At 67.6% G+C, this 12170-nt stretch carries 11 protein-coding genes; 6 read left to right on the top strand and 5 right to left on the bottom strand.

Annotated elements, in window-relative coordinates; all coding sequences use genetic code 11:
- The first annotated feature begins 20 nt into the window (after window positions 1-20).
- From GJV80_RS17065 to GJV80_RS17050, 4 genes are all read left to right on the top strand, one after another.
- Window positions 21-1244, top strand: a complete 1224-nt coding sequence (locus GJV80_RS17065; protein WP_154688928.1) for a hypothetical protein — start codon at window positions 21-23, stop codon at window positions 1242-1244.
- A 342-nt stretch (window positions 1245-1586) separates the two neighbouring features.
- The gene (locus GJV80_RS17060) at window positions 1587-2666 is read left to right on the top strand and encodes an IS110 family transposase (RefSeq protein ID WP_154688357.1); all 1080 of its coding nucleotides are present in this window, start codon (window positions 1587-1589) and stop codon (window positions 2664-2666) included.
- Window positions 2667-2744: 78 nt separating this feature from the next.
- A complete protein-coding gene (locus GJV80_RS17055; protein WP_230207788.1) occupies window positions 2745-3578 on the top strand; it encodes a tyrosine-protein phosphatase in 834 nt (277 codons plus the stop codon).
- Between the two features lie 25 nt (window positions 3579-3603).
- Window positions 3604-5097: a zinc ribbon domain-containing protein gene (locus GJV80_RS17050; protein WP_154688927.1), complete on the top strand. Its 1494-nt coding sequence runs from the start codon at window positions 3604-3606 to the stop codon at window positions 5095-5097.
- Between the two features lie 5 nt (window positions 5098-5102).
- Here GJV80_RS17050 and GJV80_RS17045 read toward each other — a convergent pair whose 3' ends face one another.
- The 5 genes from GJV80_RS17045 to GJV80_RS17025 form a co-directional block, all read right to left on the bottom strand.
- A complete protein-coding gene (locus GJV80_RS17045; protein WP_154688926.1) occupies window positions 5103-6152 on the bottom strand; it encodes an alanine racemase in 1050 nt (349 codons plus the stop codon).
- A gap of 72 nt (window positions 6153-6224) precedes the next feature.
- Entirely contained in the window at window positions 6225-7358 is a 1134-nt protein-coding gene (locus GJV80_RS17040) for a peptidoglycan bridge formation glycyltransferase FemA/FemB family protein (RefSeq protein ID WP_154688925.1), read from the bottom strand.
- A gap of 10 nt (window positions 7359-7368) precedes the next feature.
- Window positions 7369-8685, bottom strand: coding sequence for an RNA polymerase sigma factor (locus tag GJV80_RS17035; protein ID WP_154688924.1), 1317 nt, complete (start codon window positions 8683-8685; stop codon window positions 7369-7371).
- Complete coding sequence (locus GJV80_RS17030) at window positions 8672-9025, bottom strand: YciI family protein (protein WP_154688923.1); 354 nt, start codon at window positions 9023-9025, stop codon at window positions 8672-8674. Before GJV80_RS17030 ends, GJV80_RS17035 begins: the two co-directional genes overlap by 14 nt.
- A gap of 88 nt (window positions 9026-9113) precedes the next feature.
- Window positions 9114-10067 (bottom strand): EamA family transporter, encoded by a 954-nt coding sequence (locus GJV80_RS17025; RefSeq protein WP_195908982.1) that lies wholly within the window; start codon window positions 10065-10067, stop codon window positions 9114-9116.
- 73 nt (window positions 10068-10140) lie between these two features.
- Here GJV80_RS17025 and GJV80_RS17020 point away from each other — a divergent pair, with 73 nt between their 5' ends.
- Both GJV80_RS17020 and GJV80_RS17015 read left to right on the top strand, forming a co-directional pair.
- On the top strand, window positions 10141-11040 hold the full coding sequence (locus tag GJV80_RS17020; RefSeq protein ID WP_154688922.1) for a LysR family transcriptional regulator: 900 nt from the start codon (window positions 10141-10143) through the stop codon (window positions 11038-11040).
- A gap of 105 nt (window positions 11041-11145) precedes the next feature.
- Window positions 11146-12111: an IS481 family transposase gene (locus tag GJV80_RS17015; RefSeq protein WP_154688921.1), complete on the top strand. Its 966-nt coding sequence runs from the start codon at window positions 11146-11148 to the stop codon at window positions 12109-12111.
- Window positions 12112-12170 lie beyond the last annotated feature (59 nt).

Here is a 12170-nt window from a genome sequence, read left to right as displayed (position 1 = left end):
GCACGGTAGTTTCGACTGCGATGACGCCCGCAACCGACCTCGCCCCGACCGACGCACGACCGCCGGTCGCGACCCAGTCTCCGCACGGTGTACGTGGCCGGCTGCGTGCCTGGTGGGCTCGGCCCGGCGGGTACGCGTTGCATCCGCTGGACAGTCGCGGCGGTCGGACAGTTCTGCAGGCGTGGATCGCCAGCCGTGGCCTGATCGCCCTGGTCGCGCTGCTGTTGGCGGTGATCACCCACCGGCAGCTGATGGACATGACCAACAACTGGGACGCCGTGCATTTCGGTGACCTGGCCCGGCACGGTTACGGTTTCGACCCCGACGGACGGCTGTTCGCCTTCTTTCCCGGCCTGCCGCTGGTCTTGCGGGCCGGTCTGGTCATCGGCCTGCCGACCCAGGTCTCCGGCGTGATCATCGCCGGTCTCGGCTCGGCGGCCGCGGCAATCGCGTTGCTGCGGCTCGGCGGACCCTGGGCCGCCGTGGTCTGGCTGTTCGCACCGACGGCAGTATTCACTGCGGTCGGCTACACCGAGTCGCTGTTCTGCGCTTTCGCCTTCTGGGCCTGGGAACGCGCGCGGTCGGATCGCTGGGCTGCGGCAGCCGTCCTGGCCGCATCGGCTTGCACCGTGCGGGTGTCCGGCCTCTTCCTGGTCGGCGCCCTGCTGGTGATGATCATCACCTGTCCCGGCACTGGTTGGGTCCAGCGCGGACGGCGGGCGCTGTGGATGCTGATCCCGATCGGCGTACTCGCTGTCTTCGTGGCCTACGAGTACGCGCTCAGCGGCCGGTGGGATGCCTGGTACAGCGCGCAGGTCGACGGCTGGTACCGCGGTTTCACCTGGCCCTGGCAGTCCTTCCGGAACACCTGGGCGGCGATCCAGCCGGGTGCGTACGCCGATCATCCGTTCTGGGTCTGGGTGTTCCGCGCCGAGATGGTCTCGATGGTGGTCGGCGTCGCCGTGACGATCTGGTGCCTGACCCGGAAGCTCTGGGCCGAAGCGAGCTGGGTCGCCGTGCAGGTGCTCGCCTTCTCCCTGTCCTACTGGTACATGTCGGTCAACCGGGCAGTGCTGCTCTGGTTCCCGCTGATGATCATGATCGCCCGCTGGGGGACCTGGAGACCGCAGCGACGCAGGACCGCCGTCATCCATCGCGCCGCCGTGATCGCCGCATTCGTGCTCGGCACCGCCCTGATGTTGGCCTGGTCCTGGCTCTACTTCACCGGCAACTGGGCCTCCTGACCGGCGAGGGGTCAGATATTCCCTGATATTTGCTGTGAGTCTTGTGGTGGCTGGTCTGGGACTGGCTGGCAGGGTTAGCGTCGGTCGCTTCGTCCTGGTCGTGACTCTTGATATGTGTGGCTCCTTTGTGGGGTGCCTTCAAGCCGACTTGTCCGGTTCAGGGCGGAAGGCCGACGCTGACCCGGCTCCACCTCGGTGACTTGATCAGAAGATTGTCGGTTCCACCTGTCGGGTGGGCCTGACTCATCACAGTGTTGCCCCGAAGTGACTTCCACCCGGGCCTGCGCCGACCGTTTGCGGCCGGATCCCTGTCGGTCTTGTCTGGAAGGAAGTCCCACCGCCGTGACCATCGTCGCGTATTCTCATCCGTTTGTCGTGGGTGTCGACACTCACGCCCGCTCTCACACCCTTGCCGTCGTGGTCGCCGTGACCGGTGAGCTGATCGCGACCGATCAGTTTCCCGCCACCGACGCCGGCATGGACCGGGCCGTCGCGTGGGCCGCGCGCCGCACCGGTGGTGATCTGGCCACCTTGTGGGTGATCGAAGGTGTGGCCACCTATGGTGCCCGGCTGGCAGCAGCGGTGACCCGGTTCGGTTACGAAGTGGTCGAGGCTGCTCGGATGGACACCCGGGCCCACCATGGCACCGGTAAGTCTGATCTGCTGGACGCTCACCGGATCGCGGCCGCGGTCTTGTCTCTGCACCCGCATCAGCTGCGCCGTCCGCGCAGCGATGGTCTGCGGGCGGCATTGCAGATCCTGGTCACCGCCCGCGACCACATGACTACCGAACGCACCGCGACCATCAACGCACTGATCGCGCTGGTGCGTGTGGTCGGCCTAGGCATCGACGCGCGGAAGCCGCTCACCGCCAAACAGGTCGCAGATATCGCCCGATGGCGTGCCCGCGTCGAAGACCTCGCCACGGCTACCGCCCGGGCCGAGGCCGTCCGGCTGGCCAAGCGAGTCGTCGAACTGGACCAAGAGATTGCAGCCAACCAGGCCCAAATCACCGACCTGATCCACCACAGTCAGGTCTCGTCCCTGCTGGACAAGACCGGCATCGGACCGGTCACCGTCGCAGTTGCCCTCGCAGCCTGGTCACACTCCGGCCGGGTCCGATCCGAGGCCGCGTTCGCTGCCCTGGCCGGAGTCAGCCCGATCCCGGCATCCTCGGGCAACACCGTCCGTCATCGACTCAACCGCGGCGGCGACCGCAGACTCAACCGGGCGCTACACATGGCCGTGATCACCCGCATGACCCACGACCCCGACACCCGGGCCTACGTCGCCCGCCGACGAGCCGAGGGACGGACGACCAAAGAGATCCGACGCTGCCTCAAGCGCTACCTCGCCCGCCAGCTCTACCGCGCCTTCCAGACACTCCACACCACGCCCGAGATCGAGCCATCAACCGCTTGACAAACATAGAAGAGTCGGCGTGTCGTCGCAAAGGTGGGCGCCCACGAGGCCGCAGAGCCGGATCCCTAGACTGGCGGCGTGCCCGTGAACTGGATCGATCTCGACGGCCTGGTCAATCTGCGCGACGTCGGAGACATCCCGACCACGGACGGTGCGCGGATCGCTCGGAGACGACTGTTGCGGTCGGACAACCTGCAGCGCATCCCGCCGCAGACGGTCTCGGCGCTCCTCGATCTCGGGCTGACCGACGTTGTCGACCTGCGGACAGCGCTCGAGGTCGTTCAGGAGGGGCCCGGCCCGCTGACCAAGGAGCCGTCCGTCACCATCCACCACCATTCGCTCTTCAAGGAGAACCTGACCGAGCAGCAGGTCGAAGCCGGGCTGACCGAGCAGATCAACGCGCTCAGTCCGGAGGAGGTCGCTGCCCAGGCGCTGCCCTGGACCGAGATCGTCCGGCCGACCGTCGAGGTCGAGGACGATTCGGCCTCCTTCTATCTGTCCTATCTGGTCGATCGGCCCGATTCGGTGCTTGCCGCCCTCCGCGCGATCGCCTACGCCGACGGAGCCGCACTGGTCCACTGCGCCGCCGGCAAGGACCGTACCGGCACCATCGTCGCGTTGGCCCTGTTGCTGGTCGGCGCCGACCCGCAGGCGGTGATCGACGACTTCGCCGCCAGCAGCGAACGGGTCGCCCGGATCGTCGAGAAGCTGTCCAGCACCGACACCTACCGCGACAACGTGCTCTCCCGGCCCCTGGCGTCGCACGAGACCCGGCCCGAGACGATGGAACTCTTCCTGGACTACGTCGACCGCGAGTACGGATCTGCGGCCGAACTGATGGCCCGTCTGGACTGGACCGAGGACGACACGGCCAGATTGCGGCAGAAGTTGTTGACATCGGCTGACAGCTGAGCCGGACACCGATCAGTATGGGACCGTGCCCGAGCACCTGATCTGTCCGCGCTGCGGCGCCAGCAATCCGCTCGGATCGGCTTCCTGCGCCAATTGCGGCTGGGCACCTGATCCACTCGGGCAACCACCGGCTCAGCAACCACCGGCCCAGCAACCCCCGACCTACGGCCAGCAGCAGCCGTACGGTCAGCCGCAATACGGTCAGCCGCAATACGGTCAGCAGCCGTACGCACCCGGCCGGCCGCGCTACGGACCGGCGGGACCCTACGGTGCGGCCGAGGCGGGCGAGCCGAACCGGCCCAACCGCAAGCTGCTGCTCATCCTGGGCGCCGTCGCCCTGGGACTGGTCTTGGTGGTCGTCCTGGCGGTCGTCGTCATCCCAACCGCGCTGCGCCGCATCAATGCCGGCCCGGCTGCACCGGCAACCAACCTCGCACCCGCCCCCACCGCACAACCGACCGCACAACCGACCGCACACGGTTCCGAGCAGCCCTCATCCGCGCCGGCATCCAGCCCACCGTCCGTCAAGCCGTCCGCCCCGCCGGACTATCGGAAGCTCGGCCCGCAGGTGTCCAGCGGCATCCTCAAGATCGTCGCGTCCGGCTGTCCGGACGCCGGCAGTCGCGTCGGCTCGGCGTTCTTGATCAACACCAACACCGCGGTCGCCTCATTGAGCTCATTGGCCGGCGCAACAGTGATCGCTCTCACCGACGGCGACCGCACCGTCCGGGCAACGGTGTCTGCCGTCGACCGTGCGCACGGCATCATCGTGCTCAGACTGCACAGCCCGCTCAGCGGTCACGTCTTCACGGTGGACACGCCGACGCTGGAGACCGGCGATCCGGTCGGCACGTACGGAGTGACGGTCAAGGGTCACCGGCCCACGCTCACCGAGACCAAGATCACCGAAACCGATGCCGAAACCCGGATCGCCGGTCTCACAGTCACCGGCCTGGCAGCCACCCGGGAATCCGTCGACGCCGGCCTGTCCGGTGCACCGACGTTGTCGGCCGATGGTCACGCCAACGGCATGGTGCTGCTCGATCCGTCGAACACGGTGATGATCATCCCGGGGCGGGCGATCGCCGCCGCGGTCAGGAAGCACGGTGGCTCGCTGCCGGCAAACGGTTGCTCCCGACCGCTCGGCCCGAGCGCCACGATGATCAACGGATCGGCAGGTCAGCGCGTCCATGCCATGCTGCAGCGGTACTTCTCGGGCATCAACTCCGGCGACTACCCCTCCGCGTTCAGTCAGCTGAGTCGACGGCTGCAGGCAGGCGGCTTCCAGGGCTATCGTGACGGCTGGGCCACCTCCTATGACTTCAACATCGTGGTGCACCGGGCGACGGCGACGAGCGCGCACGTCACCTTCGACTCGATCTTCGAGAAGGGCAAGGGCCCGAAGGGCTCGGGCACCTGTGCCCGATGGGACATCGACTACCAGTTCGTCATCGAGGGCGGTTCACCGGCGATCGACCGGGCGAACCCGCACTCCGGTCCGATCTGGCGGAAGTGCTGAGCCGGTCACACCTCGTCGACAGTGTCCACCAGAGCTGTCGTCAGCCGCAGCTCGACCGGCATCTCCTCGCCGACCTCCGGCGGGCGCTGCGACCTCGGCAGGAAGACCATCGACGCCTGCATGTGCGGCGGCTCGCAGAACCAGCGCTTCCGGCCACCGATCGTGTACGGGCTCAACGCCAGCCCGGCTGCCTCGAGAGACCCGGCGGCCATCGAGATCGCCCGTTGCCGAAACGACGTGCCCGCTGTCGGCGCCTCCATGCCGATGCCGTGCGACGTGCCGCCGGACATCACCACCACCCAGCCGTCGATCGGTGCGGGCCGTTGCCGGTAGCCGATCCGTTCGCCGCGCCGTACCGAGTGGACATCCAGCACCGTCGCGACGGTCTTCCGGCTGCCCTCGTCGCCGAGCCACAGCCGGGTCCCGACCCGGAGCCGGATGGGCACCGGCGCATCCGTGCCGCCGAGCTGACGGCTGAGCCCGATGGCATCCTCGGTGGGCAGATGGGACAACCACAGCGTGCCCGCTCGGGCGTCCAGCGCGCTGCGCGCCAGCCGTACGGCCTCGGCGTAGCGGCTCTCGTCACCCATCGGCAGGTGGATCGTCCATCCCTCGCAGCGCAGCGCTCCCAGCTCACCGGCAGCGGCTGCCAGATCCTTCGGCGGTATGCCGTAACGCCTCATCGAGGTGAGGACTTCCACCAGCACCCGGGACGGTTTGCCCCTGGCCGCCAACGTCTGCAGATCGGTGATCCGGGAGACCGTGGTGATCACCCGCTCGTCGTCCAGCAACCGATCGGCGACCGGATCGCCCGGCCGCCAGGCCTGCAGGACAACGATCGAGCCGGTGAAGTCGTCCCTGACCAGGGCCGCCTCCGACGGCAGGCCGACGGCGATCGTGTCGGTCTGCAGCCGCTGGGATTCCCGGGCCAGCCGCCCATCGCCATAGCCGTAGCCGTTGCCTTTGATCACCGGCACCAGGCCGGGCGTCGCGTCAGCCACCACCCGCAGATGCTCGCGCCAGCGGTTGAGGTCGAGTCGCAGCGTCACTCCCACGGACCCGAGCCTACGGTGAGAGCAAACCGATCCGCATGCCCGTGCCGGTCCGCGGTCGTGCCGGGTGCGCGGTCATCGCCGCGCCAGGTAGACGGTGAACGCCTTGTAGAGCAGCTTGTTCAGCGGCAGGTCCCACTCGCCGAGATACTCCACGGCCTCGCCACCGGTGCCCACCTTGAACTGGATCAACCCGGCGTGCGGGTCCTCGCCGTCAACGGTGTCGGTGATCCCGCGCAGGTCGTACACTGTCGCGCCCGCAGCCTTGGCATCGGTGATCATCCGCCATTGCACGGCGTTGGATCCACGGACCTCCCGTTTGGCCGTTGTCGAGGCGCCGTAGCTGTACCAGGCGTGTTCCCCGACCCGCACCCAGGTGGTCGCCGCGACAAGATCGCCGTCGTGATGGGCGAGGTAGAGCCGGATCCGATCCGGATCCTCGGCTCGCAGCGCGCCGAACATGGTCTGGAAGTACGACAGCGGTCGTGGGGTGAAATGATCACGGTCCGCGGTTTCCGTGTAGATCCGGTGGAAGTCCGGCAGATCGTCGGCCTTGCCCTGGGTGACCACAACGCCGGATTTCGTGGCCTTCTTGATGTTGCGGCGCCACAGCTGGTTCATGCCTGCCAGAAGTTGATCTTCATCCTTGCCGGCCAGCGGTAGCTGGAACACCCAGCGGGGCTGGCCGGCGGTGAATCCGCCGTCGTCCTCGGTCGGCGGGCGCCAGCCCAGGTGTCGCAGCTGACCGTACGCCCTCGTCGCGGCGGCGTTGATCTCGTCCGGTGGCACGTCGCTGAGTCTCTTGATCATCGGGTCGGCGATGGCTGCCTTGATCGTCGCCGCCTGCCAGCGCCGGGCGACCACCGGGGCACCGATCCGAACAGCGAACGCTCCGACCTTCTTCAGATAGTCGGCCAGCGGACCCAACCAGGCGCCGAGATCGTCGGAGGCCCAGTCGATCACCGGGCCCTCCGGCAGGTAGGCGAGGCTGCGATTGAGCCTCGGCAGCCGGCGATGGAGCACCAGCCCGGCACCCACCAACCGGTCCTGGTCGTCGTACCAGCCGAGTGACTCGCTGCGCCATTCGCTCTTCACCTCGGCCCAGGCCGGGGTCTGCAAGAAACTCACACTCGGCCGCGTGGCGTTGAACGCGACGTGCTCCGCCGGTGTGATGGCGCGTACCCGAAAACTGTTGGACCGATAACCCACGGCCCGCAATCTACCTGCCGGGTAGCGGTCCCTTCGAAAGCTCGGCGCGACGCTGCTCCAGGAAGGAGCGTTCGGCGGTGTTGGCCGCCAGGTCGATCGCCTCGTCGTAGGCGTGCAGCGCCTCCGCGTCCCGGCCGAGCCGGCGCAGCAGATCCGCCCGTACGGTGTGGAACAGGTGGCTGCGCTCCAGCAGCCCTTGCTCCATCCGCCGGCCCGGCCCGGTCGCGGGGCCGGACGCCGTCCGCAACGCCTCGACGGCGGCCAACGCCACCTCCGGCCCGTCGACCTCGGCCAGGGCGATGGCCCGGTTGAGCTCGACCATCGGAGTGGGCGCGATCACCAGCAGCTGGTCGTACAGCGCGACGATCTGCTGCCAGTCGGTGTCCTCCAGCCGTGTGGCGTCGCTGTGCACCGCATTGATCGCCGCCTGGAGCTGGTACGGTCCCGGCCGGTTGCGGCGGATGCACTGCAGGACCAACTCCTGACCCTCGCTGATCAGATCAGCGTCCCACAGCGTGCGATCCTGTTCGGCCAATGGCACCAATTCGCCGTTCGACCCGACCCGGGCACGACGGCGCGCCTGGGTGAGCAGCATCAGCGCCAGCAACCCGCGGACCTCCGGTTCGTCCGGCATCAGGTCCAGCAACAGCCTGCCAAACCTGATCGCCTCCGCGGCAAGATCGTCGCGGACCAGGCTGTCGCCGGAACTGGCGGTGTAGCCCTCGTTGAAGATCAGATAGACCACGGCGAGGACGGCTCGGAGCCGGTCGGGAAGATTGGCATCGGTAGGGATCCGGTAGGGGATGCGTGCGCCCCTGATCTTGGACTTGGCCCGGACGATGCGCTGCGCCATGGTGGCTTCCGGTACGAGGAAGGCGCGGGCGATCTCCGGTGTACTCAACCCGCCCAGCAGTCGGAGGGTGAGGGCCACCTGGGCGGTCGGCGCCAGCGCGGGATGGCAACAGGTGAAGATCAACCGCAGACGATCGTCGCGCACCGGCCACTCCTCGTCACCGGTCCGGTCGTCGCCGGAGAGCTGCTCGGCCAGCGCAGTGGCCTCGGCGTGTTTGCTGTCCCGCCGGGACTCCCGGCGCAGCCGGTCGATACCGCGGTTGCGTGCTGTGGTGATGATCCAGCCGGCCGGGCTGGGCGGAACGCCGTCGACAGGCCAGCGTCGTACGGCGACGGCGAACGCGTCCTGGACGGCGTCCTCGGCAAGATCAAGATCACCGAACGTCCGGGTGAGTACGGCGACGGCGCGGCCGTACTCCTCCCGGAAGATCTGCCCGATCCGGGCATCATCGGTGCGCGGATCAGCTGTGCACATCGAAGAAGGGTCGGACCTCGAGTGGCAGACCGATCGCTGCCTGAAGCCGCCTGGCCCAGTCGAGCGCGACATCAAGATCGGTGACATCGATGATGGTGAACCCGCCGAGGTACTCCTTGAGCTCGACGAACGGGCCGTCGGTCAGCACCGGCTGGCCGCCCTCGGTGGTTATCACGGTCGCCGTGCTGGGATAGTCCAGGCCCCCGGAGTAGACCCAAACTCCCGCCTGCTGCATCTCCCGGTTGATCGCGTTGACCTGCTCCATGATCGGACCGAGCACCTCCGGCGGTGGCGTCGTCTCGCTCTGCGGCTGATACACGCTGATCAGATAGTGCGGCATGTTGTCCTCCTGAACCGAACCTACGGCCGGCGCATCCGGCCTGTCACCTGCTACACGAGCGCGCGGTCCGGAATTCGACACTCAGCCGTCACGGTTCTCGTGAGGTCGGCACCAGACCGGGATCGACCGGTGCAGCGCCGGCGACAGGCTCCTGCAGGGTCGGCACCGACAGGAGGACGCGTACCGGACGACTGGCATAGAGGACGCCACCGATCACCGCGGCGCCGGCGACCAGTTCGGCGACCGGGATGTGTTCGCCGAAGGCCGCCCAGGAGGACAGCACGCCGACGATCGGCACCAACATCGAGAACGGCGCAACGCTGGAGGACGGATTGCGGGACAGCAGGGTGTTCCAGATGCCGTAGCCGACCAGGGCCGCGACGATCACGATGTAGAGCAGGCCGAGCACCGATTCCCAGGCCGCCCCACTGGTCAACGTGCTGAAGGCGCCCGCGATCCGGTCGGGCCCGTCCATGATCAACGACAGTGCGAACATCGGCACCGGCGGCACAACGGCCATCCACAAGGTCAGATGCAGCGGATTGGGTGCCTTGGCCCCGCGGCTGCAGACGTTGCCGATGGCCCAACCCAGGCCGCCGGCCAGCGTGAGGACGACCGGCAGAAGCGCGGCGACCTGCGACCGATAGACGGCGATGGCCGCCAGTCCGAGCACCGCGATGCCGATGCCGATCACCTGCCGTCTGTGCAACCGTTCCTTGAACACCGCTGCCGCCAGCAGGACCGTGAACGGCGCCGAACACTGCAGGACCAGGGAGGCAAGGCCGCTCGGCATACCGGCGGCCATGCCCAGGTAGAGGAAGGCGAACTGGACCAGCCCGATGCCGACCCCGATCCCGATCAGCCAGCGCAGCTTCACCTTGGGACGGGGGACGAACAGCACCGCCGGGATCGCCAGCAAGGCCCAGCGCAGGGCGCCGAGCAGCATCGGTGGGAAATGTCGCAGGGCGATCTCGGTCGCGGGGAAGTTCAGCCCCCACAGCACCGCGACCAACACCGCGAGCAGGCGATCTCGAAGGGACACGACGACCATTCAACGATGATTCGACAGTCAAGCACAAGAACATTCTCATACACGGACTGTGTAGGATGACTACATGGACGTCGCCCATCTCGAGCTGCTGCGGGAATTGGCGGACCGGGGCAGCGTGACCGAGGTTGCCCGGGCGACCGGCAAGACCACCTCGGCGGTCTCCCAGCAGTTGCGACTCCTGCAGCGCCAAGTGGGTGTCCAGTTGCTCGAACGGTCCGGCCGGGGCGTCCGGCTGACCGATGCCGGCGCGGCGCTCGCCCGGAGCGCGATCAAGATCAGTACGGCCGTCGCCGAGGCCCAGGCGGACTGGGACCGCTACCGGCAGACGGCGAGCGGCACGGTACGTCTGGCCTTCTTCTTCTCAGCCGGCGAGATCCTCATCCCCGGGCTGCTGGACCGGATGGCCGCGTACCCCGAGATCGAACTGATCACCGACGAGCGGGACGTCGGTGAGGGCGAGTTCGACAAGCTGACGTCGGATTTCGACATCGTCATCGCCCACCGGTCCGACGGCGGGATGGTCGCCGATCGCAGCCGACTGCAGGTGGACCATCTGTTGCGGGAGCCGGTGGACGTCGCCGTCGCCCTTGATCATCGACTGGCCGGGCGCGATCGGGTCACCACCGAGGAGGTGATCGACGAGCCGTGGATCGGCGTACCGGCGGGCTATCCGCTGGACCGGGTGCTGACCGCGGTGTCCCTCCAGGCCGGCCGGGACGCCAAGATCATCTTCCGGACCACTCACCTTCCACTGGCGGAGAGGCTCGTGGAGGACCGGCACGGCATCGCGCTGCTGCCCCGGCACAGTTCGCGCGCCCGGGCCACCGGTCGGTTCGCCTTACTGCCGTTGGCCGGCATCCGCGCCGGCAGGCACCTTGAGGCGCTGTCCCGCCCCGATCGTGCAGCGCGCCGAGCCGTACGCCTGGTGCTGGATGCCCTGGTGGCCGAGTCGGCGACCCTCTAGCTGTACTCGGCCGGGACGTTGATGACACTCCGCGTCGGTTGTTGACCTGAGGAGGACCTCCGGGTGCGGTGGAGATAGCCGTCTTCACCGTTCCAGGAGGTCCTCGTGTCCCACCGTAACGCGCGTTTGAATGTTCGTGGCCGCAAGCTGTTGGTCGAACGTGTCTGTGACCAGGGCTGGAAGGTCGCCCATGCCGCGAAGGCTCAAGGGGTGTCCCGTCAATGTGCCAGTCGCTGGGTTGGACGGTATCGAGCTGAGGGCGAGGCCGGTCTGGAAGACCGGTCCTCACGTCCGCATCACTGCCCGAACCGGACTCCGGTAGCGGTGGAGAACAAGATCATCGAGCTGCGCCGGAGCCAACGGCGGGGCCAGGACTGGATTGGTCCCGAGCTCGGTGTCCCGGCCCGCACCGTGTGCCGGGTCCTGCGCCGTCGCCAGATTCCTTACCTGGCCGACTGTGATCCGTTGACCGGTGAGGTGATCAGAGCCTCCAAGACCACCACAACCCGCTATGAGCGCGATCGTCCGGGCGAGCTGGTGCACATGGATGTCAAGAAAATAGGCAAAATCCCCGATGGTGGCGGCTGGAAGGCCCACGGCCGGCAGATGGGCTCAACCGCCGCAGCGAAGAAGGCCCGGATCGGCTACGACTACGTCCACCCGCTTGTCGATGACCACTCCCGGCTGGCCTACTCCGAGATCCTGGACGACGAGAAAGGACCTACCTGCGCCAGCTTCCTGGCGCGCGCCGCGCAATACTTCGCCGATCACGGCATCGACCGGATCGAACGCGTGATCACCGACAATCACTGGTCCTATCGCCGATCAGCCGACCTCGCTGCTGTGATCACGACGATCGGCGCCAAACACAAGTTCATCAAGCCGCACTGCCCGTGGCAGAACGGCAAAGTCGAACGCTTCAACCGCACCCTGGCCATCGAGTGGGCCTACCACCAAGTCTTCACCAGCAACGCCGAACGCGCAGCGGCCCTTGCGCCCTGGCTCAACCTCTACAACACTCGACGCCGACACACCGCACTCGGCGGGCTCCCACCGATCAGCCGGCTGTAACCAATCTCGTGGCCGGGTACATCTAGCCCTTCCGGATCACAGGATGAGGTGACAGGTGG

It is taken from the genome of Microlunatus sp. Gsoil 973 (assembly GCF_009707365.1).
Taxonomy (GTDB): domain Bacteria; phylum Actinomycetota; class Actinomycetes; order Propionibacteriales; family Propionibacteriaceae; genus Microlunatus.
This window is presented reverse-complemented; position numbering and strand designations above follow the sequence as displayed.

What these genes read in the sequence shown, in the direction of transcription:
- GJV80_RS17065 (WP_154688928.1), top strand. Translation starts at nt 21, where the DNA reads ATGACGCCCGCAACCGACCTCGCCCCGACCGACGCACGACCGCCGGTC.
- GJV80_RS17020 (WP_154688922.1), top strand. Translation starts at nt 10,141, where the DNA reads ATGGACGTCGCCCATCTCGAGCTGCTGCGGGAATTGGCGGACCGGGGC.
- GJV80_RS17030 (WP_154688923.1), bottom strand. Translation starts at nt 9,025, where the DNA reads ATGCCGCACTATCTGATCAGCGTGTATCAGCCGCAGAGCGAGACGACG.
- GJV80_RS17035 (WP_154688924.1), bottom strand. Translation starts at nt 8,685, where the DNA reads ATGTGCACAGCTGATCCGCGCACCGATGATGCCCGGATCGGGCAGATC.